Source organism: Methylobacterium brachiatum (assembly GCF_020523825.1).
Taxonomy (GTDB): domain Bacteria; phylum Pseudomonadota; class Alphaproteobacteria; order Rhizobiales; family Beijerinckiaceae; genus Methylobacterium; species Methylobacterium brachiatum.
Genome location: NZ_JAJALK010000004.1, coordinates 89,726 through 115,488 on the forward strand (window position 1 = coordinate 89,726; position 25,763 = coordinate 115,488).

Annotated in this window: 34 protein-coding genes and 1 pseudogene; 20 read left to right on the top strand and 15 right to left on the bottom strand. The window is 69.0% G+C overall.

Features of this window, described 5'->3' with window-relative positions; genetic code table 11:
• Positions 1-20: 20 nt before the first annotated feature.
• From LGR69_RS10450 to LGR69_RS10460, 3 genes are all read right to left on the bottom strand, one after another.
• Positions 21-275, bottom strand: a complete 255-nt coding sequence (locus LGR69_RS10450; protein ID WP_007566121.1) for a hypothetical protein — start codon at positions 273-275, stop codon at positions 21-23.
• 140 nt (positions 276-415) lie between these two features.
• On the bottom strand, positions 416-601 hold the full coding sequence (locus LGR69_RS10455) for a hypothetical protein (protein ID WP_007566119.1): 186 nt from the start codon (positions 599-601) through the stop codon (positions 416-418).
• 34 nt (positions 602-635) lie between these two features.
• On the bottom strand, positions 636-842 hold the full coding sequence (locus tag LGR69_RS10460) for a hypothetical protein (RefSeq protein WP_007566117.1): 207 nt from the start codon (positions 840-842) through the stop codon (positions 636-638).
• A 690-nt stretch (positions 843-1,532) separates the two neighbouring features.
• Here LGR69_RS10460 and LGR69_RS10465 point away from each other — a divergent pair.
• The 5 genes from LGR69_RS10465 to LGR69_RS10485 all read left to right on the top strand — a co-directional run bounded on the left by LGR69_RS10465 (position 1,533) and on the right by LGR69_RS10485 (position 3,972).
• Complete coding sequence (locus LGR69_RS10465) at positions 1,533-2,000, top strand: Ros/MucR family transcriptional regulator (RefSeq protein ID WP_230365977.1); 468 nt, start codon at positions 1,533-1,535, stop codon at positions 1,998-2,000.
• A gap of 280 nt (positions 2,001-2,280) precedes the next feature.
• Complete coding sequence (locus LGR69_RS10470; RefSeq protein ID WP_370881360.1) at positions 2,281-2,556, top strand: hypothetical protein; 276 nt, start codon at positions 2,281-2,283, stop codon at positions 2,554-2,556.
• Between the two features lie 208 nt (positions 2,557-2,764).
• The gene (locus tag LGR69_RS10475) at positions 2,765-3,127 is read left to right on the top strand and encodes a hypothetical protein (RefSeq protein ID WP_230365979.1); all 363 of its coding nucleotides are present in this window, start codon (positions 2,765-2,767) and stop codon (positions 3,125-3,127) included.
• Between the two features lie 257 nt (positions 3,128-3,384).
• Positions 3,385-3,567, top strand: coding sequence for a hypothetical protein (locus tag LGR69_RS10480; protein ID WP_007566108.1), 183 nt, complete (start codon positions 3,385-3,387; stop codon positions 3,565-3,567).
• 105 nt (positions 3,568-3,672) lie between these two features.
• The gene (locus LGR69_RS10485) at positions 3,673-3,972 is read left to right on the top strand and encodes a PilZ domain-containing protein (protein ID WP_230365980.1); all 300 of its coding nucleotides are present in this window, start codon (positions 3,673-3,675) and stop codon (positions 3,970-3,972) included.
• A gap of 15 nt (positions 3,973-3,987) precedes the next feature.
• Here LGR69_RS10485 and LGR69_RS10490 read toward each other — a convergent pair whose 3' ends face one another.
• Positions 3,988-4,377, bottom strand: coding sequence for a heme utilization protein (locus LGR69_RS10490; RefSeq protein WP_230365981.1), 390 nt, complete (start codon positions 4,375-4,377; stop codon positions 3,988-3,990).
• A 163-nt stretch (positions 4,378-4,540) separates the two neighbouring features.
• Between LGR69_RS10490 and LGR69_RS10495 the strand changes: the two genes are divergently transcribed.
• The 3 genes from LGR69_RS10495 (at position 4,541) to LGR69_RS10505 (ending at position 5,361) form a co-directional block, all read left to right on the top strand.
• Entirely contained in the window at positions 4,541-4,723 is a 183-nt protein-coding gene (locus LGR69_RS10495) for a hypothetical protein (protein ID WP_230365982.1), read from the top strand.
• 5 nt (positions 4,724-4,728) lie between these two features.
• Positions 4,729-4,977, top strand: a complete 249-nt coding sequence (locus LGR69_RS10500) for a hypothetical protein (RefSeq protein ID WP_091863857.1) — start codon at positions 4,729-4,731, stop codon at positions 4,975-4,977.
• A 78-nt stretch (positions 4,978-5,055) separates the two neighbouring features.
• A complete protein-coding gene (locus tag LGR69_RS10505; protein ID WP_007566098.1) occupies positions 5,056-5,361 on the top strand; it encodes a hypothetical protein in 306 nt (101 codons plus the stop codon).
• An 84-nt stretch (positions 5,362-5,445) separates the two neighbouring features.
• On the opposite strand, the gene LGR69_RS10510 is transcribed toward LGR69_RS10505, so the two are convergent.
• Positions 5,446-5,640 (bottom strand): hypothetical protein, encoded by a 195-nt coding sequence (locus LGR69_RS10510; protein ID WP_007566096.1) that lies wholly within the window; start codon positions 5,638-5,640, stop codon positions 5,446-5,448.
• A gap of 122 nt (positions 5,641-5,762) precedes the next feature.
• Here LGR69_RS10510 and LGR69_RS10515 point away from each other — a divergent pair, with 122 nt between their 5' ends.
• The 3 genes from LGR69_RS10515 (at position 5,763) to LGR69_RS10525 (ending at position 6,899) form a co-directional block, all read left to right on the top strand.
• Positions 5,763-5,963 (top strand): hypothetical protein, encoded by a 201-nt coding sequence (locus tag LGR69_RS10515; RefSeq protein ID WP_122159647.1) that lies wholly within the window; start codon positions 5,763-5,765, stop codon positions 5,961-5,963.
• Between the two features lie 102 nt (positions 5,964-6,065).
• The gene (locus LGR69_RS10520) at positions 6,066-6,554 is read left to right on the top strand and encodes a phasin (protein WP_007566092.1); all 489 of its coding nucleotides are present in this window, start codon (positions 6,066-6,068) and stop codon (positions 6,552-6,554) included.
• A 102-nt stretch (positions 6,555-6,656) separates the two neighbouring features.
• On the top strand, positions 6,657-6,899 hold the full coding sequence (locus tag LGR69_RS10525; RefSeq protein ID WP_230366227.1) for a hypothetical protein: 243 nt from the start codon (positions 6,657-6,659) through the stop codon (positions 6,897-6,899).
• Between the two features lie 44 nt (positions 6,900-6,943).
• Here the strand turns inward: LGR69_RS10525 and LGR69_RS10530 are convergent, their stop codons facing one another.
• Positions 6,944-7,198, bottom strand: coding sequence for a hypothetical protein (locus tag LGR69_RS10530; protein ID WP_230365983.1), 255 nt, complete (start codon positions 7,196-7,198; stop codon positions 6,944-6,946).
• Between the two features lie 461 nt (positions 7,199-7,659).
• Between LGR69_RS10530 and LGR69_RS10535 the strand changes: the two genes are divergently transcribed.
• The gene (locus LGR69_RS10535) at positions 7,660-7,887 is read left to right on the top strand and encodes a hypothetical protein (protein ID WP_007566086.1); all 228 of its coding nucleotides are present in this window, start codon (positions 7,660-7,662) and stop codon (positions 7,885-7,887) included.
• Positions 7,888-8,377: 490 nt separating this feature from the next.
• On the opposite strand, the gene LGR69_RS10540 is transcribed toward LGR69_RS10535, so the two are convergent.
• The 3 genes from LGR69_RS10540 to LGR69_RS10550 form a co-directional block, all read right to left on the bottom strand.
• Positions 8,378-8,620, bottom strand: a complete 243-nt coding sequence (locus LGR69_RS10540; RefSeq protein ID WP_230365984.1) for a hypothetical protein — start codon at positions 8,618-8,620, stop codon at positions 8,378-8,380.
• 107 nt (positions 8,621-8,727) lie between these two features.
• Positions 8,728-9,582, bottom strand: coding sequence for a hypothetical protein (locus tag LGR69_RS10545; protein WP_230365985.1), 855 nt, complete (start codon positions 9,580-9,582; stop codon positions 8,728-8,730).
• A gap of 67 nt (positions 9,583-9,649) precedes the next feature.
• The gene (locus tag LGR69_RS10550) at positions 9,650-11,686 is read right to left on the bottom strand and encodes a molybdopterin-containing oxidoreductase family protein (protein ID WP_230365986.1); all 2,037 of its coding nucleotides are present in this window, start codon (positions 11,684-11,686) and stop codon (positions 9,650-9,652) included.
• 213 nt (positions 11,687-11,899) lie between these two features.
• Here LGR69_RS10550 and LGR69_RS10555 point away from each other — a divergent pair, with 213 nt between their 5' ends.
• From LGR69_RS10555 to LGR69_RS10570, 4 genes are all read left to right on the top strand, one after another.
• Positions 11,900-13,936 carry a hypothetical protein gene (locus LGR69_RS10555; RefSeq protein ID WP_230365987.1) on the top strand — a complete coding sequence of 679 codons (2,037 nt, stop codon included), beginning with the start codon at positions 11,900-11,902 and terminating at the stop codon, positions 13,934-13,936.
• Positions 13,937-14,218: 282 nt separating this feature from the next.
• Positions 14,219-14,485: a hypothetical protein gene (locus tag LGR69_RS10560; protein WP_230365988.1), complete on the top strand. Its 267-nt coding sequence runs from the start codon at positions 14,219-14,221 to the stop codon at positions 14,483-14,485.
• 98 nt (positions 14,486-14,583) lie between these two features.
• The gene (locus LGR69_RS10565) at positions 14,584-14,754 is read left to right on the top strand and encodes a hypothetical protein (protein WP_007559075.1); all 171 of its coding nucleotides are present in this window, start codon (positions 14,584-14,586) and stop codon (positions 14,752-14,754) included.
• Positions 14,755-15,032: 278 nt separating this feature from the next.
• Positions 15,033-15,746 (top strand): YidB family protein, encoded by a 714-nt coding sequence (locus LGR69_RS10570; RefSeq protein ID WP_230365989.1) that lies wholly within the window; start codon positions 15,033-15,035, stop codon positions 15,744-15,746.
• Positions 15,747-16,029: 283 nt separating this feature from the next.
• Here LGR69_RS10570 and LGR69_RS10575 read toward each other — a convergent pair whose 3' ends face one another.
• Together LGR69_RS10575 and LGR69_RS10580 are read right to left on the bottom strand one after the other, a co-directional pair.
• Positions 16,030-16,371 (bottom strand): DUF6883 domain-containing protein, encoded by a 342-nt coding sequence (locus LGR69_RS10575; protein ID WP_007559073.1) that lies wholly within the window; start codon positions 16,369-16,371, stop codon positions 16,030-16,032.
• Positions 16,368-16,619: a DUF4926 domain-containing protein gene (locus tag LGR69_RS10580; protein WP_091863798.1), complete on the bottom strand. Its 252-nt coding sequence runs from the start codon at positions 16,617-16,619 to the stop codon at positions 16,368-16,370. Before LGR69_RS10580 ends, LGR69_RS10575 begins: the two co-directional genes overlap by 4 nt.
• Here LGR69_RS10580 and LGR69_RS10585 point away from each other — a divergent pair.
• Complete coding sequence (locus LGR69_RS10585) at positions 16,544-16,840, top strand: YidB family protein (RefSeq protein WP_230365990.1); 297 nt, start codon at positions 16,544-16,546, stop codon at positions 16,838-16,840. The genes LGR69_RS10580 and LGR69_RS10585 overlap by 76 nt on opposite strands.
• A gap of 88 nt (positions 16,841-16,928) precedes the next feature.
• A pseudogene (locus LGR69_RS10590) lies at positions 16,929-18,647 on the top strand (AIPR family protein).
• Positions 18,648-18,675: 28 nt separating this feature from the next.
• Here LGR69_RS10590 and fabF read toward each other — a convergent pair.
• The 4 genes from fabF to fabD form a co-directional block, all read right to left on the bottom strand.
• A complete protein-coding gene (fabF, locus tag LGR69_RS10595; RefSeq protein ID WP_230365991.1) occupies positions 18,676-19,935 on the bottom strand; it encodes a beta-ketoacyl-ACP synthase II in 1,260 nt (419 codons plus the stop codon).
• A gap of 185 nt (positions 19,936-20,120) precedes the next feature.
• The gene (locus tag LGR69_RS10600; RefSeq protein ID WP_007559070.1) at positions 20,121-20,360 is read right to left on the bottom strand and encodes an acyl carrier protein; all 240 of its coding nucleotides are present in this window, start codon (positions 20,358-20,360) and stop codon (positions 20,121-20,123) included.
• A gap of 280 nt (positions 20,361-20,640) precedes the next feature.
• Positions 20,641-21,378: a 3-oxoacyl-[acyl-carrier-protein] reductase gene (gene fabG, locus LGR69_RS10605; RefSeq protein WP_007559069.1), complete on the bottom strand. Its 738-nt coding sequence runs from the start codon at positions 21,376-21,378 to the stop codon at positions 20,641-20,643.
• Between the two features lie 19 nt (positions 21,379-21,397).
• Positions 21,398-22,339, bottom strand: a complete 942-nt coding sequence (fabD, locus tag LGR69_RS10610; protein ID WP_007559068.1) for an ACP S-malonyltransferase — start codon at positions 22,337-22,339, stop codon at positions 21,398-21,400.
• 268 nt (positions 22,340-22,607) lie between these two features.
• On the opposite strand from fabD, the gene rpoZ reads away from it, so the two are divergent.
• Both rpoZ and LGR69_RS10620 read left to right on the top strand, forming a co-directional pair.
• Positions 22,608-23,018 (top strand): DNA-directed RNA polymerase subunit omega, encoded by a 411-nt coding sequence (gene rpoZ / locus LGR69_RS10615; protein WP_007559067.1) that lies wholly within the window; start codon positions 22,608-22,610, stop codon positions 23,016-23,018.
• 214 nt (positions 23,019-23,232) lie between these two features.
• Positions 23,233-25,479 carry a RelA/SpoT family protein gene (locus LGR69_RS10620; protein ID WP_091863856.1) on the top strand — a complete coding sequence of 749 codons (2,247 nt, stop codon included), beginning with the start codon at positions 23,233-23,235 and terminating at the stop codon, positions 25,477-25,479.
• The last annotated feature ends 284 nt before the right edge of the window (positions 25,480-25,763 follow it).

Sequence of the window (25,763 nt, forward strand, 5' to 3'; positions counted from 1 at the left end):
GGCGCGAGCGCCCGATCGCCTCAGCCGCCCTGGAGACTCTCGGCGAAGTCTTCCGGCACCTCGCCGAACTGGCCCAGGATCGTCACGCCCTCGAGCTCGCCGGTCTCGTCGTCGGCGACCACCTTCAAGGCCGCCGCGCCCGGCATGCGTCCGGCCAAGGCCTCGGCCTTCTTGAGGGCGCCGAACTCGCTCTGGGCGGGCTCCTGTCGAGCCGGCCGCAGCCGCTTCCGGTGCAGCTCGAACGGCTGCACCACGAATGTCGTCTTCATCGCCATACCGCCACCTTTGAAGCACGCCGCACGGTTGCGATAGAGCATCACCGCAAGAGGTGGTGGCCGGCATTCGGAAACCGATGCCGTGCGATCAAAGGCCGCCGGCATCTCGAAGGTGAACCGGCTTCACGGCGCCGCGTCGGTCACAGGCTGCGCGTCGTGACCCCGAGCGCCAGCAGCGCGTAGGCGCCGATGAAGAACCATTGCCGGTGCGCCACCACGGTCCGTCCGACCATGGGGATGCGGGTGTAGAGGCTCGCGATGGCCAGGCCGATGAGGACGGCCGAGACCAGGAAGGTGAGCAGGCGCGGGGCTGACAGCGTGGGCATGGCCCATGCTCGCGCCGGGACGGTTACCGGCGCGTTACCGGTCGAGCCCCGGGACACGGGGCCGGTCCGGCGTCAGCGGTCCGGTGGAGCCCGGCAACAGCCCGACCTGGGCGAGCCACAGCGCCATGATCGCCCCCGCGATCAAGGTGGCGAGCGAGGCCAGCCGGCCGGTCCAGCGCCGCGTGATGATCATGACGGCCAGGACGACCAGAAGGGCGAGAAGGAGAGCGAGCAGCAGCATCCGCGCGCAATGCCATGGCCGCGCCCGCGCGTCACCGCGCGCGGTGCACGACCCGCCCAAGCTATTCGCTCGAAAGTTGAGAACTTGGGGACAGCCCCGTCACCCGGTTACGCATGTTCCGGGTTCGGGCAGGATCGAGATCCGCTGACGGATCAAAGTCTTGATTGGGCAGCGGATCGCGATCGCAGCCTCCGACGGCGTATCAGGATTCGGTTTTCCGCGGCACGCTCGACGACGACCGCCCGGCCTCCGCCGTGGCTCTCGGTCGAGGACTGGAACAACACGAAACAGATTTGTCGCACCGTCGGCGAGATCTGTCTTAAACCGAACGAACACACTATTTCACGTCGAAGAACGGCGCATGCGTCGCCAAATTATGCGATGCTCCGCCAGATCGTCGCCGCGTGTACGTACCCGCGCACGGGCCGAATCACCCGCCGTGCCGGCGTCTGGTTCGATCCACGAACCGGCGAGCCCGCGGCCACGATCTGGAAACACTGGCGCAGTGGTTATCAAAACCTCCGCCTATCAGGACAGTTCACCTGGCGGTTGTGCCAGAATTTCCCGACTCGGCGCTTGAGCATGCGCAGCGATCATGACCGAGATGCACCCCGTTGTAGGGTTTTGTAACTTGCATTCGGCCCTGAGAGGTAGCAAATCGCGCGTGAGGGGCACATTGGGAACCATGAAGTGACAGAAGAAACGATTGTGCACACGCCAGATCTGATCGGGCTGGCCGGCGACGTCGTCGCCGCTTACGTGTCGAACAACCCCGTTCCGGCCTCCGAGCTGCCGGCACTGATCGCCCGCGTGCACGGTGCGATCGCCGGTCTCGCCTCCGGTACGGGCACGGCTCCGGCCGGTACGGCGCCGCGCGAGGCGGTCGACAAGCCGAGCCCGGCCCAGATCCGCAAGTCGGTGCAGCAGGACGGGATCGTCAGCTTCATCGACGGCAAGACTTACAAGACCTTGAAGCGGCACCTGACTGCGAACGGTCTGAGCCCGCAGAGCTACCGCGAGCGCTACGGCCTGCCGGCCGACTATCCGATGGTCGCACCGAGCTATGCCGAGCAGCGCTCCGCCCTCGCCAAGGCGATCGGGTTGGGTCAGCCCGGTGCCATGGCCGAGCGCGAGCGCAAGGGCCGCAAGGCCGCTTGAACCACCTGAACGCCTCCGGCGGCAGGCGCCGCCGAGGTCGTTCCGCCGCGCGCTTGGACCGGCGCGCACGCAATCCGGCCCCCTCATTCGTCGACCGCGTGCCGCCGTCCCTGCCGATGAACCGCCGCGGTGGATAACCCGGCCCTGCCGACGCCCCCGAACGTTGCCGCACGGCCACACACGTCCGGCACGTGGCGTGACACGGACAAGCTGCCACACTCTGCACAAAGCAGATGCCCACGCCGGATCCCGAGAGTGACAGGCGCGGGATCGAAGCATGATGAAGCGTGAGCAGACGAACCCGAACTCCGTCGTGGCCTTCCCGGCGCATATCGCCCCGACCGTGGCCGACGAGGACACCGCATCGGTGATCGCGGTGCTGCAGGAGCAACTGGCCCTCGCCCGCGAGGGGCGTCTGCGCTCGGTGGCCGTCGTCTCGGTTTCCGCGGATGGCGAGGCGATCGGCACGCAATGGTCCTGCAAGGGCGCCGACATCACCAGCCTGATCGGCAAGCTGACCGTGCTCACCCACGACATGATGTCGGCCCGCAAGTAAGCGGCCGCCGATTAAGATCGCCCCCGCGGGCCGTGGCCACGGTCGGGCGCGACGGGCCTCGCGCGGCGCAGCGGCCGAACCGCGATCCGATGTCGCTTCGCCGGGCCCTCGACCGGGGCGGCATCCGGGGCTGTCGGCCCTATCTCTCTGTCGCGGACCGGTGCCGGCAGGCGCGGGTCCGGCCCCAGCACAGAGGATCCGCCCGCCCATGAGACGCGCCCTGCTCGCCGCCGCGCTGGCCGCCTCGATCCTGGTTCCGGGAGCTGCGACCGCGCAGGACGCGAAGCGGACCGAGACGATCAACGGGCTGGTCCGGATCGTCGGCGCCCAGGCCGGCATCGTCCTCTATTGCCGCAAGCTCTACACCGTGGACGACACGGTCTCCGAAGGCCTGTCGCGGACCGTCCGCCGGGCGCTCGATTCCGCCATCGGCCGTCGTCAGGCGAAGGCCGCCATCGCCGAGGAAGGCCAGCGCGTCGCCAGGACGATCGCTGAGGTCGGCGCGGACCAATGGTGCGCGGACCAGCGGGACATCCTCAACACCGACGGCGTCCGGGTGTTCGTCGATTGAGGCGCCCAATGCTCTCCGGCCGTCGCAACGCACGGTTCGAGATATCCGAGACAGGCTCTAGACAGAGTTGCGCCGAAGACGAGATATCGGTGCCGGCCTCAACATCCGTTCTGCAGTGCAGAACAGATTATCTCCTTGTTCGCACTGGGAACGTCTGTCATGTTTCGAGCGTGGACGAGTGAAAGCAGATCACGCCGGCTGTGATCGTTCCGACAAGAGCCCCAAGGGCCAGAAGACCGGCGTCGGAGGATTGCGCCATGTCGACACCGATCACCATCGCCGTCGCGCTCGTCGTGTGCGGTGCTGCGCTCACGGCCTTCGCCTTCACCCGCGCCCCCCGGTCGAAGGACTTCGCGGGCTGGGACGTGATGTTCATGAGCGGGATCGGCGCCGTCGCGCTCGGCTTTCTCGCGACCTTGGTCGAGGTGGTCACCGGATAGCGCGCCGGCCTGCAGGCCCGGATTGCGGACAATCCGATGGGTTTCCGACACGTCATCTGAACCCGCAACGCCGAAGCTGTGCGCTTCGAGGTTCACGAGACGGCGATGCTTGATCGACGGAATGCGCCGCGCACGGTCCTGAACGAGACCGGCAGCATCTCGATCGACGAGCATCGCAGCCTGCCCTGTATCGTCTACGATCGCTCCCTGGGCGGCATTCGGGTCGCCCTGCCGGAGGCCGAGATCGTGCCGGACAGGTTTGTCCTCAGCCTCGATGCGAGCAACGAGATCCTGGTCTGCCGCTCGGTCTGGCGCAAGGCGGAGGAGATCGGCGCAGCGACGAACGAGCCGGAGGCCGACCGGTCGGCCCGATCGCGGATCCGGCGCGGCATCACCTCGGTCTGACGCGCGCCCCGCGACTCAGCTCGAGCGCCGCGCGCTCCACCGGCCGCTGCAGCTGATCGCGCCGCCGGTCGTCCGCCAGGTGCCGCTGCCGGCGCCCTGGGTGTCGAGGCTGCCGGCGATCGGAACCGTGTTCGAGCCGCTGGTGATCGTGGCCTGCACGCTGCCGCTCGACGACACGCCGCCGTCGATATCGACCTCGTCCCCGGGGATCGAGGCGTCACTGTCCTTGATCTGGACCTGATAGCTCGTCTGCGCCGCGCAGGGCCCCTCGGACGTGGTGGCCACGATGGTCCAGGCGCCGTCGTAGCGGTTCGGCACCTTCACCTTCCGGGTGACCGCAGCGGCTGGCGAGAGGACACCCACGATCAGGGTGGCGGTCAGGAACGGAACGAGGCAGCGGGTCACGGGGGCTCTCATGCTGGCGTAGCCGGGATCGGCCACGTGGGGACAGAACCGCGTAGCCGTCGAACGGTTGCCGCGGCCGATGGGGCACCTTCGACCGCACCGTGTGTTCACTCCGTGCCGGGCCCGCTCCATCCCGGTTGCGGCGCCGCTGCGAGGGACATCCATGCCGGATCAACGATCGCCCAGCGCCGACGACGCGCCCGTGCCCGATCTGCCCCAGGGCCTGCCGACGCCGCCGAACACCGGCGAGATGCCGCCACCCAGGCTCCCGTCCCCGCCCGAGGACGATTCCGGGTCGCTGCAGCCCGACCCCGCACCGGACATCGACGCGGTACCGGGACCGTGAAGGCCATGCGCTGGAGCCTCGGTTTCGCGCTCCCCCTGGGCGCGGTCCTGGCGGCCTCCGCCGCCGAGCCGCTCACCATCGAACGGCTGAGCGCCGATGGCTGGGAGATCGCCGGCTATACCGGCACGTTCGACAATCGGTCTTCCCTGATCCTGTTTCGGAAGAAGGACACCAAATACCTCGTCCAGTGCTCGATCCTGTACGACGTGACGCGCAACCCGCGCGTCATCACGAATTGCTACGCACTGCACTGAGCTCGTTCGCGGCCGTGCCGCCGTGAACTTCGCCGGCTCGCATCCGTTGGGGTCCGAAACCCGACAACGGACGGATCCATGACACGCATGACGCTGGCGCTCTCGGGCGCCCTGACCCTCCTGCTGGCCGGCCCGGCCGCCGCGCAGGTGACCACCGGCGGTGCCGGCAATACCGGCGTGACCGCACCGCCCACCACGGGCGGCGTCGGAGCCGGCACCGTGGGCAACGGCCCGAACGCCCAGATCACCACGGGCACGACGGCCAACCCCAGCAACTCCTCCGTCCCGGGGACGACGCCGGGGGTCAATATCGGCGGCACCCCGACGAGCGGGCCGCCCGGCACCGGCGGCACCGCGGGCGGTCCGGCGCTCGGCAACCGCTAAAGCGCACGCTGCGGGCGCGAATACCGATTCGGCGTGGGCGAGGGCGCCGAATCATCAGTGGACTGCGACGAACCCGGCTGCAGCTCACTCGCCCCAATCGATGTCCAGCGACCGCTCGAACGCGGCCGCGGACATCTCCTTGCCCTTGGGATCGGCCACCATGATCTCCCGGAACCCGCGGCGGGCGAGCTCCCAGGTCTTCTCCATGGCCTGCTCGTCGGTCCCGCACGCGAAGGTCATGACGCGGCCGGACGGATCGATCCCCTTAACGGTGAACACGACGCTCTCCTTAGCTTTCACGTCCGCATATAGCGCGGCGCACGCGATCGCGCTCTACCGATACTGAACCCCCGGGACCCGCGGGGCCGGCGCCGCGTTGCTCTGGGACAGGGAGGCCTCGAATGACAGAGTCGCGCGAGCCCAGGACTGTTCCGGAACCGCCCCCTGCTCCGATCGATCGGGTTTCGGAGGCCGGGCTGTCGGACATCGCGTCGAGACCCTCCACCAAGCCACTGCCGACCGGAGAGGACGAGCCGGAGGTCGGCCTGTCGCAAAAGGGCAGCGATGAGGATGCGATCATCCGGCGCGAGACCGAGATCTGACAGAGACGGGTTCCCGTCACCCGTCGATCCCTGGACCTTCTCGCTTGTGCAGTGCACAACGGCGATGGCCGCGGCCAGACGTGCGGCCGAAGGAGACCAGTCATGGCGAATATTCCCAGCTTCGAGGTCCCGCCGCAAATGCGCGATCTGGCCGAAACCAGCGTCGAGCAGGCCCGCAAGGCGTTCGGAACCTTCATCGGCTCCGCCCGGCGCGCGACCGATACCCTCCAGGGCTCGACGGACGTGGCCCGGACCAACGCGCAGGACATCTACGCGCGCAGCCTGGACTATGCGGAGCAGAACGTCCGCGCGGCGTTCGACTTGGCGCAGAAGCTCGCTGCGGCCAAGTCCTTCCCGGAGGCGATGCAGCTTCAGGCCGAATACGTGCGCGAGCGCTTCGCCGCCATGCAGGCGCAGGCCAAGGATCTCGGCGGCCTCACCCAGGGCGCGTTCCAGCAGGGTGCCGAGCGCGCCAAGGCTGCGATGCAGCAGGGTGTCGAGGAGACCCGCAAGGCGGTAAAACAGGGCCAGGACGCGGCCCAGCAGATGGGTCAGGAGACGCAGCACGCCGCCGATCAGGCGTCGCACTGAGCGCACGGACCTGAGGCGCCGGTTCTTCGGAGCCGGTGCTTCCGGTCCTGGGCCGGCGACGTGTCCTGGTGCCGCCGGCCCATCCAGGATGTGGAGTTGCCGATGATGTACGGCGAGGTGGGCCGTCTGATGGACGAGACCATCCGGCTGAGCATCCGCCAGGCGGAGAATGCCGCCCTTCTCGCAGTCGCGGTGCAATACGCCTGGCTGGACCTGTACCTTGAAGGCTATCGCGCGACGGGCGCTGCGGTGAGCAGCGAACTCGGGCACCAGGCCCGGACCCGCCGCCTGATCCGGCGCGGCGTCTCCCCGAGCGTCGCCGCCCAGGAATTGCACATCGTCTGAAACGGCCCCGACAGAGGGGGCCGAACGTAGCGCCGCGAGCGGCTTCAGCGGGTCGTGTCGGCGGATGCTTGGACGATCGAGCGCGGAAGGGCCGCAACCGGGCGGCTGCCGGGACGGGCGGCCGAGACCGGCTGGGGCGTGGTCGTCAGGTCGCCGACGGCGCGGGCCTGCGTGGCCGCGCGGGCCTGCTCCCGGTACAGCGGCGGCGTCAGGTGCAGGCTGTCGTCGGCGGCGGCGGGGCCGGTGAAGATGGCGGCGGAGGTGAGCGCCGCCGACGCGAGGATGAGGATCGTGCGCATGGTGCGACTCCGGTTCGATCGCGGGATGCAATCGCTGAGCGCATGAGACCACGGATTTGTGCGATGCGGCATGCTGATTGCGCATTGCAACATACCGCTACGTCGGCAAAGTTTTGCAGTTCTCGCGGTTGCTGCGCAGGGGAAAAAACAGTCCCGCCACGATTTGCGCTATGCGTTCCCAGCAAATGAACTAAATTTCATCCGATGAACTCTCAAATATAAATTGAGCTGCATCAAGATTTAATTTTCCACCCCGGCGGTAAAACCGGCACGACGACCGCGCCGAAGGTCCGTAGCCGCCTCTATGCGATCGCACTGGCGTCGTCCGCCTCGCCGAAGTGGCCGACGCCCCGGGATCGAGCGCGCGAGCCCGCTGACACGAATCAGCAACACGATCGCCAGCCCCACGTCACATAGGTGGTTTAGACGGAATCCAATCTTCAAATGCCCGGAGCGCGACCATGACGCCCGCCGACCTCGACAAGCGTGCCGAGTTGACCGTGTGGCCGAGCCGCTCGCTCGGTCGATCCGCCCAGGGACGTCCGTTCGCGACGCTGCGGGAGGCGCTCGCCGCCGCAGCCGAGGCGATCGCCGCCGACGACGCACAGCCCTGGATCATCACCGAGGCGGGCGACGTGCTGTCGCCGCGCTGGATCCGGGCGAACACCGAGTCCCACGCGCTGCAGTGATCGGAAGCTCCAGCCTGCCCGCGGCTCCGGGGCGGCCCGCTCAGCACCCGATGCAGATGTCGTGCACCACATGCTCCCGGCGGGGACCGGTCCGCTGGTTCGGCAGCCGGCCATCGGTCGACGGGAAGCCGCTGCCGAGCGCCTGATACCGACGCCGACCGCCGGCGGGATCGACGACCGGAGGCGGCGGCGCGGGCGGGGCCGCTTCGGGCTCCTGAGCCGGACTAGGCGCGCTGTTCGCCATGCCGGGATCGGGGAGGGGCATCACCATCCCCTGGGCCGGCGGGACGTGAGCGAACTCGCCCGCCTGAGCCTGCAGGGGCATGCAGATCAGGGCTAAGACGATCGGCCGACACCGCACCGGCATGACGCTCTCTCCGCGGCTCTCCGCTCGATGGCAGCCGGCGCGCCGTCCCGCGCCGACCGTGTGGGCTTTCAAAGTGACGTGCCCGCTTCCGTCGGACCAGTACCGACTTCGGCGGCAAGCGCTCTAGTAGGCCCGGCCGTAGAACGGCTTCGATACCGGGTGATAGCGGTCGCTCACCGGCCAGGTATAGGGCTGGTCCTTGCCGGTCCGGATATCGGCGCCGAATTTCGGCGCGTTGAACCCGATGCCGTGAAGGCTCCCCGCGCGGCCCTTGGCGCCCTGCGCCGGTGCGCCCACATCGCGCGCCAGAGCCGCGCTCGACAGCCCCACGAACAGAACAGCCGCGAGCGAAACGCGGCCCAGCATGACGGGTCTCATGGCTCTCTGCATCGTCGCCTCCTGCTCCGGCCGAGGTGCCGGAACACAAGGAACGGCACCGCTCCAACCCGGTTCCGCCCGCTTCGGCAGGGCCGTCAGAAGGTGTTCGCCCCGCCGAGACAGGCCAATGCCAGGGGCCCGTTGCAGGCCGTATCGACCTGCCCGGAACCGGCCGCGATCCCGGCGCCTCCGACCGCCCCGCCGCCACCGCGGGCCACCCCGGCGGCGTCGACCGCGTCGAGATCCCGGCCAATCGCCGCGCTCGCGCTGCCGGCGATGCCGGCGCCGCCGCCAGCAGCTCCGCCCGCGCCGGCGGTGGCCGTCGCGGTCGCAGCCGGATCGACGTTGAGGCCCGTCGCGCTGGCACCGATCCCGGCGCCGCTGGCGAAGCCGAAGCCGCCCGTCCCGGACGACGCCACCGACGCGGCCGCATTGCCGTTCGTGTTCAGACCGGTGGCGATGGCCGCCCCCCCGCCGATCCCGCCCAGACCGAAAGACGAGACGGCATTGCCCGAGATCGACCCGGAGGCCGAACGCGAGGCGGTGTTGAAGCCGCTGCGCGCCCCGGTCGCCCCGATCGTGCTCGCGGTCCCGCCCGACCGGGACGTCGTACCGGTGATGCCGGCGCCACCGGTCGTTCCGGACCCCGTGAGGCCGAGCTGACGCGTGCTGGTGCTCGCGCTGGTCGGCGGCGCGATGCTGCCGCCCCCGGAGCCGCCACCGCCGAAGCTGAGCTGTCCGGCATTCGCCAGGCCGCCGCCCTGCGCCGAGAGCCTCGGGAACGGGCCTGTGGTCGATCCGCCGCCGAGGCTGAGCTGCCCCGGATTGGCAATCGCCGTGACCGGCTCCAGCGAGGCCGCCGAGGGTGCGGTCGCGGTGGCGGACAGGTTCTGCGCCCAGGCCGACGTGGCGAACGGGAGCAGCATGGCGGCGGTGAGGAGGGCGCGCATGGCTGACGGCTTCCACGAGACGGTGTGTCCGTGGCCAACCCTGGCGCCTCTGGCGGGTTCCGGCGGTTCAGGCCGCCCGAACCCACACCGCGGTGTCGTGGAAGGTGGCGCCGTCGTTGGGGGCGGCCGGGGTGTCACCGATCAGCGCGTTGATGCCGCGCCCGCCCGAGAAGGCGGCGGCCGGCCACAGGCTCTCCACGACGACGATCCCGGGCGGCTGCCCCTCGGCGAGGCGGGCATGCAGCCGGACCCGGCCGCGGGCATTGCCGATCTCCACCGCGTCCCCGGAGGCGATCCCGAGGCGGGCGCCGTCCGCCGGATGGAGCAGGCAGGTCGGGCGGCCCTCGCGCCGGATCGATTCCGGGCTGTTGGTGAAGGTGGTGTTGAGGAACTGGCGGGCCGGCGGCGCCACCATCCGGAACGGACGCTCGGCATCGCCGGGCTCGGACACCGCCCAATGGTCGGGCAGGGCCGGCATGCCGGCGGCGCGCGGCCCCAGTGCCGACCAGTCCGGGCTGAACCGGAAGCGCCCGTCCGGATGGCCGAACCCGGTGAGGAAGTGGCTCTCGGCGAAGCTCGGCTGCGCGTCGATCCAGCGCTCCTGCTCCAGCCGGTCGAGGCCGCCCCAGCCGGATCGGGCCAGGGTCGCGTCGGCGAGGCCCCGGGCGTTCAAGGCGAAGCCCGCATGGGCGGCCCCGAGCCGGCCGGCGAGGGCGGCGATCAGGTCGTGGTTGGAGCGGCATTCCCCCGGCGGCTCCAGCAGCGCCGGCCCGGACTGGATGTGGCTGTGGCCGCCGGCCCCGTAGATGTCGTCGTGCTCCAGGAAGGTCGTGGCCGGCAGCACGAGGTCGGCGAGCGCCGCCGTCTCGGTCATGAACTGCTCGTGCACGGCCACGAACACGTCGGGCCGCATCAGGCCGGCGCGCACGCGGTTGCTGTCCGGGGCGGAAGCCGCCGGATTGGCCGACTGGATCAGCATGGCCCGCACCGGCGGGCCGCCCTGGAGGGCGTCCGGATCGTCGGCCAGGATCGCGCCGATCCGGCTCATGTCGAGCTCGCGCACCCCCGGGGCCTTGACGTCGAGACCCTCGGTCAGGGTCTTGTCCCAGTTGAAGATCGCGGCGTTCTGCCAGAGGGCGCCGCCGCCCTCGTGCTGCCAGGCGCCGGTCACCGTCGGCAGGCAGGTCACCGCGTGGAGGTTGACCGCGCCGTTGCGCGTCCGGGTGAAGCCGAAGCCGCAGCGGATGTAGCTGCGCGGCGTCGCGCCGTAGAGCGCCGCGAAGGCCTCGATCTCGGCGACCGTGAGGCCGGTGATCGCCGCCGCCCAGTCCGGGGTTCGGGTCGCGACATGGGCCTCCAGCGCCGCCGTGTCCTCGGCATGGGCCGCGAGATAGGCCCGGTCCGCGTAGCCATCGCGGAACAGCACGTGGAGCACCGCGCAGGCCAGGGCGCCGTCGGTGCCGGGGCGCGGCGCGAGGTGGAGGTCGGCCGCCGCCGCGGTGCCGGTGCGGTAGGGATCGATCACCACCAGCTTGGCGCCGCGCGTCTTGCGGGCCCGGCTGATGTGGCTCATCGCGTTGACCTGGGTGCTCACCGGGTTGCCGCCCCAGACCACGATCAGGTCGGAGACCGCCATTTCCCGCGGGTCCGGGCCGGCGACGCGGCCGACACCGGCGCTCCAGCCAGCGATGGCGATCGATGTGCAGATGGTGCGCTTGCGGCGGGAATAGCCCATCACATGGGTCAACCGGTGGATGCTGTCGCGCTGGACGAGCCCCATCGTGCCGCCGGAATTGTACGGCCAGACCGCCTCCGGACCGTGGCGTTCGGCGGTCTCCGTGAAGGCGCCGGCCAGGCGGTCGAGGGCGGCGTCCCATGCGATCGGGCGCCACCGGCCGCTGCCCTTGGGGCCAACCCGTTCCAGCGGCTGCAGAATCCGATCCGGATGGTGGACCCGCTCGCCGTAGCGGCTGACCTTCGCGCAGATCACCCCGGCGGTGTAGGGATTGTCGCCGCCCTTCACCGAGACGACGCGGCCGTCCGCCACCTGCACGTCGAGGCTGCAGGCGGAGGGGCAATCATGCGGGCAGACGGTCCGGGCCAAGCGACGAACTCCGTGGCGTAGTCTCGCGGTGGTTGCGGGGATGATGCAAGCGCCGTGCATTTTTGAGGCGGATCCCGCGAAGGCAGCGGCTTTTTCGGCGACCGGATCGGCGTTCCGGCGAAGAATTCGGCCCCGTCCCGCCGAAGAATCGGCCTTCATCCTGCCGGATTGACGGTATGGTCTCGCGGTCCGGATCCGCTTTAACCAACGATTGTGCCCTTGCCAGATGTGTTCGCTCAAGGCTTGCGCAGCGCCGGCTGGCTCGCCGGGCTGCCGGCGCTCGCGCTGATCTGGGCGAGCGCGACCCTCTACGCCGCCCCGCAGATCGCCGAGACCCTCGAGGCTGCCGGCGCGCGCGTTGCCGCCGGCACTGCCACCGCCACCGGCGAGCCCTGGCTGCGGCTGGAGGCGCGGGGGCGCGACCTGGCGGCGGAGGGCGAGGCGCCGGATGTCGGCGAGCGCGAGACCGTGCTGGCGAAGCTCGCCGCCCTGGAGGGGCCCCGGCGGATCGTCTCGGAGGTCGGGCTGGTGGAGACGGCCACGCCGTTCCAATGGGCGGCGATCCGCACCGGGACCGCCCGGGTGGCGCTGGAGGGCAGCCGCCCGGTGGAGATCGGACGGCGGGCCCTGGAGGCGCGGATCACCGGGGCGCTGGCGCCCGGGACCTATCTCGACGACACCGCCCGGGCGGCGCGGGGCGCGCCCCCGGACTTCGCCAGCGCGGCGGCGTTCCTGGCCGCCCGGCTGTCAGGGCTCGCCAAGGGCGGCCGGGCGGCGGTCAGCGACACCGTGCTCAACCTGTCCGGCGAGGCCCTGGACGTGCCGGCCTACGAGGCGTTGCGGTCCGCCCTGGCGAACCCGCCCGCGGGGTTCAGCATCGGGCGGATCGAGATCGTGCCGCCCGCGGTGGCGCAGTTCCGGTTCGCGGTAGAGAAATCGGCCCGGGGGATCGTGCTCGACGGCTTCGCGCCCTCCGCGGCGGACCGGGAGGCGGCCCTGCGCGCCGCCGCGGAGGCCGTGCCCGGCGGCACCGTGCAGGACCGGCTGCTCACCGCACGGGGGCTCGACCCGGCGATCGACCCGAAGGCCTTGATCGGCTTCGCGTTCAAGCTGGCCGAGCTGATCCAGGCGGGCACCGTCACCTTCGCGGAGGACACCATCGCGGTCACCGGCGACGCCATCGACGCCCAGGCGATTCCCGACGCCGCCGCGCTGATGCGCGAGGCCCGGCCCGCCGGGGTGAAGGCCGGGCGGGTGGCGCTGGCGGCCCGGCCGCTCTCGCCCTACCGGGTGGCGATCCGCCGGACCCCGGAGGCGGTGACGCTGACCGGCCACCTGCCCGACGACGCGACCCGGGAGCGGGTGCTCGCTGCCTTACGGCCGCGCCTGTTCCGCGAGCCGGTGGTGGACCGCACCCGGCTGGCCGACGGCGCCCCGCCGGATCTCGGCACGGCGCTGGCCGCGGCCGCCCCCCTGGTGGTGAACCTCGCCATCGGGGAGGTCACGGTGTCCGACCGGGCGCTGACGCTCACCGGCGAGAGCCTCTACCGCGAGGCCGCCGCCCGGCTGCCGGACAGGCTGGCCGAGGCGCTGCCCGCCGGCTGGACCGGGCAGGCCGCGGTTTCCGCGCGCCAGCCCGCCGAGACCCGCGACCCGGCCGCCTGCCGGGCCGAGGCCGCCGCGACGCTGGACCGGGCGTCCCTCCGCTTCCCGGCCGGCAGCGCGACGCTGGCGCCGACCTTCTACCCCGTTCTCGATGCCCTGGCGGCCCTGGCCAAGGCCTGCCCGACCTTGCGCATCGCGGTCTCGGCCCCCGCCGATCCGGCCAAGCCGAAGCCGGCCCCGGGGGAGGGCGCCGCGCCCACGGAGACGCCGACCGCGATGGCCGCCCCGCACGAGGCGCCCGCCGCCACCGGCTCGGCCCCGAAGCCCAACCCCAAGCCCGATCCCCAGGAATCGTCCGCCAAGCCCGCCGCGAAGCTGCCTCCGGCCCCCGAGCCCCACGCCGCGGCGAAGAAGGCCGAGCCTGCCAAGCCCGCGGCCGCGAAACCCGCCGGCACCAAGACGCCCCCCACCCAAAAAGCCGAAAAAAAGCCGAAGGAGGCCGCCGACGACCCGCCCCTCGACCTGCCGCGCCTGCGCGCGCAGGCGGTCATCGAGTATCTGCTCCAGGCCGGGGTCCGGCCGGACCAGGTCAGCGCCGGGCCGGACGCGCCGGCCGGCCCCGTCGCCTTCGCGCTGCTGCCGTGAGGCCCGGGCCGCGCGCCCGCGCCGTTTTGGGCCTATGATCGCGGCCCTCCCGTCATTGCGCGCGCAGCGCAGCGACCCAGGGCAGCGCACGATCGCGGAACGCGGCGGATCCCCGGGTCGCTGCGCTGCGCGCGCGATCACGGCGCGGGGTGACAGGCCGGGTCAAGCAAACGGAACCCGTATGAAACCGACACAGACCCCGATCCGTCCAGCGCCGCTCAGGATGAGGGCGCAGGTGGGACAGCACCGCCGAAGCGCCGCCGGGGAGGCGGGACGGTCGTGATGCTGCTGCTCACCGCATTCTGGCCGGGGCTCGCCGGGGCGGGGGCGCTGGGCCTGGTGGTCGGAGGGCTCGTCGGCTGGCCGGCCCGGCCGGCCGTGCCGCTGGCCCTGTGCGGGCTCGCGGCCCTGCTGGCGGCCCTCGCCTTGGCCGGGATCGTGCCGGGCCTGCTTGGCCTCTGGCTGGAGGGCGCCGGCCTGCTCCTGCCGGCCTATCTCCTGGGCTGCGCGCTCGGCGCCCTGGCGCGCCATCGGGTCGCCCGTCCCTAAAGCTGCGGCCCGCATCCGGACGGGAACCGATCCTCCCCCCGGCGACGTTGCTTCTGCGAGAATGGCCCCCGCGGCCTACAACCAGAAGAGGCGATCCGATGCCGAACCTGACGCGCTCCGCCCGCCGCTACGCCCTCCGCCTGCCGCGCCCGCGGGCCGGCGCCGCCGCCACCGGCCTGTTCCTGGCCGCCCTGGCGCTCTCGGCCGCGACGGTCCCGCTGGTCGAGCCGACCACCGCCAGCACCGCCCAGGCCTCGCTGGAACGCTGAGGCTCGGCGGGGGAGGGCGGGCCGGACATTGGACCGCCCGTCATGCCACCCCGACGCGCTCTCCTTCCCCGTGCGGGAGGGCGTTGGGGTGAGGGAGGCGACCTTTCCGGAAGACCCTGGTCCCTCACCCTGCCCCTCTCCCGTGCGGGAGAGGGGACCCGCGCCGCATCCGGCAAGGGATGAAGCCGCGCGCCCGACGGCGTCACATCACCCGCTGCAACCCCCATCCCCCACCCGCCGTTGTCACGCCGGGCGGCGTCCGCCCCGGAGGGATGCGCATGGGTTTGCTCGAATCGGCGATCGGCGGCGTGCTCGGTCAGGTGTTCGGCGGCCAGAAGCAGGGATCCGGAGGGATGTCGCCCCTGGTGAAGGCCCTGCTGATGCTGCTGCTGGCCAAGGGCGCGAGCGGCGGCTTCGGCGACATCTTCGGGCAGGGACGCGGGCGTGAGCCCGGCCCGGAAGCCGACCGGTCCGGCGGCGCCGGCCCCTACGGGCGCGATCCGGGGCACCATCCGGCCGATGCCGGTGGGCGCGGCGATCCGGGCGATATCGGCGGCTGGGACCAGTCCGGCCAGCGCCGCGAGGCCGGCCCGTCCGACCCGACCCTGCCGCCCGGCGATTTTTCGGACCTGTCCGGCATGCTCGACGGCCCGGGCGAGTCCGGCCCGGCCCGGAGCCGCGCCGCCCCCGAGCGCCAGAACGATCCGGGGGAGGGCGATCTCGGCGGCCTCGACGGCCTGGTCGACCGCTTCCGCCAGGGGGGCCTCGGCGACGTGATCGAATCCTGGATCGGCCATGGCAGCAACCGCCCCGTGGCCCCAGCCCAGCTCGCCCAGGCGCTGGGCCCCGACACGCTCGACACCCTCCAGAGCCAGACCGGCATGGACCGCGCGGCGCTGCTCTCGCAACTGGCCCAGGCCCTGCCGGAGGTGGTGCACGCGCTTACGCCTCAGGGGCGGCTGCCGGGGGCAGAGGAGCGGCGGGGATGGTGAACCGCGGCTTCCAAGCGCCGTAACTCAAAGGCTGAAAGCTCTTCGATCTGGTATCATGATCGAAATCAGTTCTTATCAATCGACTTCCTATCTCTCCCTTATCCTGAGGTGCTGCGCAGCAGCCTCGAAGGAGCCCTCCAGAGGTCACAGTAGATCCCTGGAGGGCTCCTTCGAGGCCTCCGCTACGCTTCGGCACCTCAGGATGAGGGGGAGGGCAGGAGCATTGTTCAACGTATTTGCTGCGTGCTCGGCAGTCATTGTCCTGCAAGAGCCGCATCGCCCATCAGGATTTCCAAGGGTAAGCGGTCAGGAACCGTAACTGGGTGTCGCTGGTGGCCTCCCAAACACTGCGAAGCGACATGACGCGTCGATCCGGCGCTTCGACGGGTCCTTCGAACACGCGACGCGGCAGACCGAGCGGAAGCACCACGGCACGCCCCGGCCAATGATCGACCGCGTGTTTCACCAGATCACCGGCGAGCCGTTCCGGCTCCGCCGCCGCATACCCGAAGGCCAGCAGATACTTGGCTTTCGATGCGCCATCCGTATGCGCCGGATTGAGCAGGTAGCTGACGATCTTGGGCCACGCGACGGTCCAGACGATCGCTTCGACATCGTCGGTCACACCGGCGCGCGCTCGACCAGTCTGATGTCCCCGGGCCGAACCGTCGCCAGCGCGCCGACGGGTGTCGGAAACTCGACCACGTAGGCCTCACCGCCGCGATAGACGCTGACGATCGTCCCTTCCGTGCCAGGCGCCAGCACATCGCCATCATCGCTGGTCGCAGCCGTCATCAATGCGACCCGGTCGAGATCCCGCAGATCCGACCGCGCTGCGTCCTGCCGAAACTGGTAGGCGAATTCCAGCGTCATGGCGGCATGATAGGCGCGCAGCGGGATTGCGCAACCGCCCGGTGGCTCCGGCCGAGCTCGTCCAGGCGCTTGGCCCCGACACGCTCGACGCCCTCCAGCGCCAAACGGGGATGGACCGCGAGGCGTCGCTCTCGCAACTAGCGCAGGCCCTGCCGGAGGTGGTGCACGTGCTTTCACCGCAGGGGTGGCCGCCAGGGCTTGAGGAGCGGCGGGGATGGTAAATAAATATCTTTTTACTAAACCTTAAGTTGCCCAGGACAATAACAGGACCGAGTTAAAAATAACAATTCCCGGTTTTGAGAGGAAAAGATGCATCGCGTCGTGAAGTCTCACGTCCAGGCATTCCGTGATGAGTTTGCGTTAAAGCTCGACGAGTCGAAGTTGTTCGAAGCATTCTGTGCTTACTGCATCGCCAAGCAGTTTACATTCGAAAACGTCAATCCGGATTTGTTGACTTATGAGGGAGCAGATCCGGGCATTGACTCAGCGTTCTACGCCATCAACGACCAAATAATAACAACACTATCCGAGGCTGAGAAGATATTTTCCAGTCGCAAAACAGATAATGCCGTCCGTCTCGTCTTTGTACAGTCGAAAACCTCTGAAGGCTGGCAGAAGCAAGAACTCGACGTTTTTTCAGCGGCGATTCAGGACTTTATATCGGAAAGTCCAAGCCATACATATTCAGAATATCTTGATGAGCAGAGAGAAATATTTAATCTTGTGATAAACAACGTTGGAAAAGTAAAATCGGGCAGACCCGATATTGATTGTTATTATGTTACGTCCGGGCCGCGTCTTGTAGCTGCGGAAATTCTTGCCGCGAAAAACGCCTTACAAGCCCGGCTTTGCGATGCGGGGCTCTTTGACGATTGCCGAGTGGTAGCCTTAGACAGAGACGAACTAATTAAATATTGGGTTGCGTCACGCGGCGCTTACAAAGCCCAATTCCGAGTTATCGGGTCAGCCTCTTTTCCTAAGAGCGCTGGCATCGAAGAAAGTTATGCAGTAACCGTCTCTGCCCGCGATTTTGTGCAAGCTGTACTGGAAGACGATCGCGGCAGCTTACGGCGTAGTATCTTCGATGAAAATGTCCGCGATTTTATTTCTTTCGATGACAGCGCCATAAACTCTGAGATAGTCGGCTCGCTGATTTCACCTTCCTCATCATCACGATTTGGAATTTTGAACAACGGAATTACAATCATTTCTCCGGAAGTTCGGCTTCAAAGCAATGAGATGTATATTGAGGACTATCAGATAGTGAACGGCTGCCAAACATCTAACGTTTTGTTTGAAGCTCGCAAAGACATCCCCCAAGACGCCACGTTGATGGTCAAAATCATTGAAACGCGAGATCAAGCAATCGTCGATTAGATTGTAAGATCTACAAATAGACAAAACAAAATTGAGGATCATCAATTTTTAGCTACAATGGACAGCGTCAAAAGCATAGAAAAATATTTTAACGTGAGGAGTGAAGATGATGAACGTCGCCTATTTTTCGAAAGAAGGCCGCATCAATACAGCAAAGACAATATCCCGAGCATAAGAGTATTTGATATTAAGGAAATCGCTCGATGCTGCGGCGCAATGTTTTTTGATAGGCCCGACCTATCTAGTCGGTATCCAAACCAACTTGTAGAAGACCTCAGGGAAATTGTCTTCTCCGCCACAAACAAAGAGGAAATTTTCTACACGTCGTCTTTTGCACATTATCGACTGAAACTTCATCTAAGCAATAATCGTATTGACCCCATATTCAATCAACTCCGCTGGTATGCCCTGATGGGAGTAAAATATTACATATGCGGCCCGAATACGGCGGACGTGCGAAGTTCTAAAGTCGAAAAACAATGTGAAAAAATCAATGATTTTTTTACGGCGAATGACCCGTCAACATTGAGTCAATGGGAACGTCTTGCCGGGGCTTTTAAAGCACTCGGCCCCTTCGATCGAGACCGCATCAAAGCGTCAAGGTTCGTGCAAGAGGTCAGAGAAGCCGCCTTATCGATCAGAGCCTCCTGACGTACGTCTCTGGGTGATGCGGTACCTTTCAAACCCGCCGCATCACCAGCGAGGCATTCGTCCCACCAAACCCGAACGAATTCGACAGCACCACGTCCACCTGCTTGCGCTTCGCCTCGAAGGGCACGAGGTCGATCTTGGTCTGGACTGAGGGGTTGTCGAGGTTGAGGGTCGGCGGGATCACGCCGTCGCGCAGGACGAGGATCGAAAAGATCGCCTCGACCGAGCCGGCGGCGCCGAGCAGGTGGCCGATCGAGCTCTTGGTCGACGACATGGTCGCGTTGGCGGCGGCGTCGCCCAGCAGGCGCTCCACGGCCTTCAGCTCCAGCTCGTCGCCCATGGGCGTCGAGGTGCCGTGGGCGTTGATGTAGCCGATCTCGGCCGGGGAGATGCCGGCGCGCTTCACCGCGGCGCTCATGCAGCGGAAGGCGCCGTCGCCGTCCGGGGACGGGGAGGTGATGTGGTAGGCGTCGCCCGAGAGGCCGTAGCCGACCACCTCGGCGTAGATCTTGGCGCCGCGGGCCTTGGCGTGCTCGTATTCCTCGAGCACGACGATGCCGGCACCCTCGCCCATGAGGAAGCCGTCGCGGTCGCGGTCGTAGGGGCGGGAGGCCTTTTCCGGGGTGTCGTTGAAGCCGGTGGTCAGCGCCCGGCAGGCGGAGAAGCCGGCGATCGAGAGGCGGTTGACCGGCGATTCGGCCCCGCCCGCCACCATCACGTCGGCATCGCCCAGTGCCACGAGGCGGCTCGCGTCGCCGATGGCGTGGGCACCGGTGGAGCAGGCCGTGACCACGGCGTTGTTCGGGCCCTTGAGCCCGTACGCGATCGAGACCTGTCCGGAGGCGAGGTTGATGATCCGGCCCGGGATGAAGAACGGCGAGATCCGGCGCGGGCCCTTCTCGTGGAGGGTGACCGAGGCGTCGTAGATGCCGCCGATGCCGCCGATGCCGGAGCCGATCAGCACGCCGGTGGCGCACTGATCCTCGTGGCTCTTGGGCAGCCAGTTCGCGTCCTTCAGGGCCTCGTCGGCCGCCGCCATCGCGTAGACGATGAACGGATCGACCTTGCGCTGCTCCTTGGGCTCCATCACCGCGTCGGGGTTGAAAGTGCCGCCGGTGCCGTCGCCGAACGGGACCTGCGCGGCGACCCGGCAGGGCAGGTCGGCGGATTCGAAGCCGCGGATCGGGCCGGCGCCGCTGTCGCCCGCGATCAGCCGGCTCCAGGTGTGCTGCACCCCGCTGCCGAGCGGCGTGACCATCCCCAGACCCGTGACCACCACCCGCCGCATGCTACCTGTCCCGTCTCAAGACCGTCTTGGGAAGCGCGCCCCGCCGCCATCGACGCCGGCTTGCCACCGGAGCGCATCTTGAACAACCGATTGCGGCCGGATCCGTGCCCGCCCGACCGCGAAACGCAGAACGGCGCGGGGGCTGCTTCGCCTCACCCGCGCCGCGTGAAACCGAATCCGGCGCCTCAGGCGGCCGAGTTCTTCTCCAGGAACTTCACCGCGTCGCCGACCGTCTGGATGGTCTCGGCGGCGTCGTCCGGGATCTCGACGTTGAATTCCTCCTCGAAGGCCATGACCAGCTCGACCGTGTCGAGGCTGTCGGCACCGAGGTCGTCGATGAAGTTGGCGCTCTCGACCACCTTCTCGGGCTCGACGCCCAGGTGCTCGACGACGATCTTCTTCACGCGCTCAGCGATATCGCTCATCGGTCTTCCGTCCTCGTCCTTTTGGTCTGTCAGTCGTCTCGGGGTGGTGCCGTGGCCGCGCCGCGCCCCTTCGGGCTTGTTGGCGGGCCGGTGTCGATCGCGCGTGTTTCGAGGTGAACCGGGACGGCCCCGCCGGGGGGCCTTGGACTGAAAACCCGCTGAACCGTCAACCCCCTGTACGGCTGCGGGGCGTGGTAGCACAGGGTTCCCGCCCTGGCGAGAGCCGTTCAGATTCCCTTCACGGGTGTGGCACGCGCGTGTCGGACGGGGGTGTCGGGGCCTAGAACATCGCCATGCCGCCGTTCACGTGCAGGGTGTGGCCGGTGACGTAGGCGGCCTCCGCCGACGACAGGTAGATGCAGGCGGCGGCGACCTCCGCGCCCTCGCCGAGCCGCCCGGCCGGCACCCGGGCCAGGATGCCCTCGCGCTGCTTCTCGTTGAGCGCGTCGGTCATGGGGGAGCTGATGAAGCCCGGCGCGATGCAGTTGACCGTGATCCCGCGCGAGGCGACCTCGGCGGCGAGCGCCTTGGTCATGCCGACCAGCCCCGCCTTGGCGGCGGCGTAGTTGCCCTGGCCGGGATTGCCGGTCGAGCCCACCACCGAGCCGATATTGACGATCCGCCCGGAGCGGCGGCGCATCATGCCCTTCACGGCCGCCCGCGAGAGCCGGAAGGCCGCGGTGAGGTTGACGGCGAGCACCTGCTCCCACTCGTCGTCCTTCATGCGCATGAACAGGTTGTCCCGGGTGATGCCGGCATTGTTGACCAGGATGTCGAGAGGCCCGATCGCCGCCTCGGCGGCCGGGACCAGGCCCTCGACCGAATCCTTGTCGGAGAGGTCGGCCGCCACCGGGCTCGCCCGCTCGCCGAGTTCCGCCGCGAAGGCCTCCAGCGCCGCCGGCTTCGTACCCGAGAGCGCCACGGTGGCGCCCTGGGCGTGCAGCGCGCGGGCGATCGCCTGGCCGAGGCCGCCGGTGGCGCCGGTCACGAGGGCTTTCCGGCCGGTGAGATCGAACATGCGGGTATCCCCTTATACGTTAGAGCGCGAAGGCCGCCACGTCCGCGGGCGTACCGATCGCCGTGGCCCGCGCCTGGGGCGCGATGCGCTTGACCAGGCCGGTGAGCACCTTGCCGGCGCCGAGCTCGTAGAACTGGTCGACCCCCGCGCCCGCCATGGCGGCGACGCTCTCGCGCCAGCGGACGGTGCCGGTGACCTGCTCGACCAGGGCCGCCCGGATCGCCTCGGGCTCGGCCACCGGGGCGGCCGTGACATTGGCGTAGAGCGTCACCCGGGGCGCCTTCAGGTCGACCTTGGCCAGGGCCGCCGCCATCGCGTCGGCGGCGGGCGCCATCAGCCGGCAATGGAACGGGGCGGAGACGTTGAGCATCACGGCGCGCTTGACCCCGCGCTCCGTGGCGATGCCGACCGCGCGCTCCACCGCAGCCCGGTCCCCGGACAGCACCACCTGGCCGCCGCCATTGTCGTTGGCGACGTCGCAGACCGCGCCGCCGGATTCGAGCGAGGCCGCCTCGGCGATGCCGCGCGCGGCCTCGACATCGGTGCCGATCAGGGCCGCCATCGCGCCGACACCCGGGGCCACCGCCGCCTGCATGGCCTCGCCGCGCAGGCGCAGCAGCCGGGCCGCATCCGCGATCGACAGGCTGCCGGCGGCCGCGAGCGCCGCGTATTCGCCGAGCGAATGCCCGGCCACGCAGGACACGTCCCGGGCGAGGTCCAGGCCGCGCTCGGCCTCGAGCACCCGCAGGGCCGCGAGGCTCGCCGCCATCAGGGCCGGCTGGGCGTTGGCCGTGAGGGTCAGCTCCTCCACCGGCCCCTCGGCCATCAGCCGCGACAGCGGCTGGGACAGGGCGTCGTCGACCTCGTCGAGCACGGCCTTCGCCTGGGGGAATTCCTCCGCCAGCCCCTTGGCCATGCCGACCGCCTGGCTGCCCTGGCCGGGAAAGATGAGTGCGCGCATGGTCGGTCCTGTCGCTCTCGTCTCGTCGCGGTCGCCGTGCGACACGCGGCCCCTGTCGGCCGGAATTCTGGATTGCGCGGCGCGCACTCGCACCCGAGGGCGCGAGTGTCAACAATGCGTCGCACAATCCGCGAGGCCCGCCGCCCCGGCCATCGCCCGCCAGACGCGCGCCGGGCGCAACCCGCTGTGCTTGTTGCACAACGGCATTCCGTGTAGAGTGAGGCCACACCCGACATCACCCGTCGCTTAAGCTGAGGAGCCGCCCCGCATGGCGCGCGTCACCGTCGAAGACTGCATCGAGAAGGTCGAGAACCGGTTCGAGCTCGTGCTGCTGGCGAGCCACCGGGCGCGCCTGCTGGCCGCCGGCGCCCCGCTCACCATCGACCGCGACCGCGACAAGAACCCGGTCGTGGCCCTGCGCGAGATCGGCGACGAGACGATCACGGCCGACGACCTCAAGGAGCAGCTGATCCACTCGATGCAGAAATACGTCGAGGTGGACGAGCCGGAGGCCGAGACCGTGCCGCTGCTGTCGAGCTCGCCGGCCGCCGCCGCCGTGGCCCCGCAATCCTCCAGCGATGATTCGGCGGTCCAGTTCGACCGCATGAGCGAGGAGGACCTGCTGCGCGGCCTCGAGAACCTCGCTCCGCCGGTCGAGACCGACGACGAGGGCGAGTAAGCCACCGAGCGAGCCGCACGACGTGGGTCTGGATGATCACGACTTGAACGAGACCGGACCCGGCGGAGACGCCGGGTTCTCTCGTTCGGACGGCGATACGGTCGCAACCGGCGCTTTTCCGCCGCCGGGGGCTGGCGCGGGCACGCCCGTTGCGGGAGAGTCGGACGTGACCCCGACCCCGCGCGCCATCCAGGAACCGACGACGGCCCGGCGGATGATGCGCCAGTACGAGCTCGTCGAGCGAGTCAAGCGCTACAACCCGGCCGCCGACGAGGCTTTGCTCAACCGGGCCTACGTGTACGCCATGCAGGCGCACGGCACGCAGAAGCGCGCCTCGGGCGATCCGTTCTTCGCGCATCCCCTCGAAGTCGCCGCAATCCTCACCGACCTGCATCTCGACGACGCCACCATCGTGGCCGCGGTCCTGCACGACACCGTGGAGGATACCGAGGCGACGCTGGAGGAGATCCGCCGGCTGTTCGGGCCGGAGATCGGCGCGCTGGTCGACGGCCTGACCAAGCTGAAGCGGCTCGACCTCGTCTCCAAGCAGGCCGCCCAGGGCGAGAATTTCCGCAAGCTGCTGCTTGCTGTCGCCGCGGATGTGCGCGTGCTGCTGGTCAAGCTGGCCGACCGCCTGCACAACATGCGCACGCTCCAGCACATGCGGGAGGACAAGCGCCACCGCATCGCCCAGGAGACCCTGGACATCTACGCGCCGCTCGCCGGCCGGATGGGCATGCAGGAGCTGCGCGAGGAGCTGGAGGACCTGGCCTTCCGCAACATCGAGCCGGAGGTCTACGCCACCATCACCCAGCGGCTCGCCCGCCTGACCGCCAAGTCGGAGCGGGTGGTCGAGACCATCGCGCAGGTGCTGACGGAAAAGCTCTCCGCCCAGGGCATCACTGCCGAGGTCAGCGGCCGGCAGAAGCGGCCGTTCTCGATCTGGTCGAAGATGGAGCGGAAGTCGGTCGCCTTCGAGCAGCTGTCCGACATCTTCGGCTTCCGGGTGATCGTGGATACGGTCCAGGATTGCTACGCCGCGCTCGGGATCGTCCATACCAGCTGGCCGATGGTGCCGGGCCGGTACAAGGACTACATCTCGACCCCGAAGCAGAACGATTACCGCTCGATCCACACCACGGTGATCGGGCCGAAGAGCCAGCGCGTCGAGCTGCAGATCCGCACCCGGGCGATGGACGACATCGCCGAGTACGGCATCGCCGCCCACGCCCATTACAAGGAGCTCGGGATCGATTCGGCCAAGGAGGCGGCCCGCGAGGGCAGCGTGCATCCCAAGCTCGCGGCCGAGAGCGGCGCCTATCAATGGCTGCGCCGGACCATCGAGCTCCTGGCCGAGGGCGACAGCCCGGAGGAGTTCCTAGAGCACACCAAGCTGGAGCTGTTCCAGGATCAGGTGTTCTGCTTCACCCCGAAGGGCCGGCTGATCGCCCTGCCGCGGGGGGCGACGCCGATCGACTTCGCCTACGCGGTGCACACCGATGTCGGCAATTCGGCGGTGGGCGCCAAGATCAACGGCCGGATGGCGCCGCTGCTGCACGAGCTCGCCAACGGCGACGAGGTCGAGATCAGCCGCTCGGACGGGGCCTCGCCGCCGGCCGCCTGGGAATCCCTGGTGGTGACCGGCAAGGCCCGGGCGGCGATCCGGCGGGCGACCCGGGCGGCGGTGCGCCGGCAATATGCCGGGCTCGGCCGCCAGATCCTGGACCGCGCCTTCGAGCGCGCCGCCAAGACCTTCTCCGAGGACAAGCTGCGGGGCGCCCTGCCGCGGCTCGCCCGGGCCACCACCGAGGACGTGTTCGCGGCGGTCGGGCGCGGCGAGATGTTTTCCGGCGACGTGGTGCGGGCGGTCTATCCCGACCATCGCGACGAGCGCCGGCCGTCCACGCCGCAGGGCGCGCTGAACGGCGCCGGCCGCCTCGTGCGCTCGGCCGACCAGACCATGCGGCTGACCTTCCCGGGCGCCGAGGGCAAGGCCGAGGACCGCAGCGACGCGATCCCGATCCGCGGCCTCACAGGCGACCTGCCGGTGACCTTCGCGCCGAACGGCGGCGCCGTCCCGGGCGACCGGATCGTCGGCATCCTGACCCCGGGCGTCGGCGTCACCGTCTACCCGATCCAGTCGGCGGCGCTCGCGGCCTTCGACAACGAGCCCGAGCGCTGGCTCGACGTCCGCTGGGATACCGAGGCCTCGGGCAGCGAGCGGTTCCCGGCCCGGCTGGCGCTGAAGTCGATCAACGAGCCCGGCGTGTTCGCCCAGATCGCCCAGGTGATCGCCGACCACGACGGCAATATCGACAACATCTCGATGAAGCGCCGCACCCAGGACTTCACCGACATCACCATCGACCTGTCGGTCTGGGATCTCCAGCACCTGACCGCGATCATCGCGGAGCTGCGCGGCAAGCGCCCGGTCAACAGCGTCGAGCGCGTGAACGGCTAGGGTGCCCGGCCGCCGGATCGGATCCCGGGACGGCGCCAGCCCGCCTGATCGCAAGGGCCCAACAGCGAGGCGATCGGGCGCGCGCAAGATGACCGGTCGCTCGAACACCCAATAGACCTAAGGTTTATCGGATCAACTCAGGTCTTTCATCCCAAGGACTCGGCGCGATACGTCGCGATACGACTTTTTTCTCGACGTCCCAGGGAAACCGCGCTATCGAGAGCCGCATTCCTTCCGGTTGACTTGACAGGGCTGTGTTTCGCCCGAATGGTTGAAACGCCCGG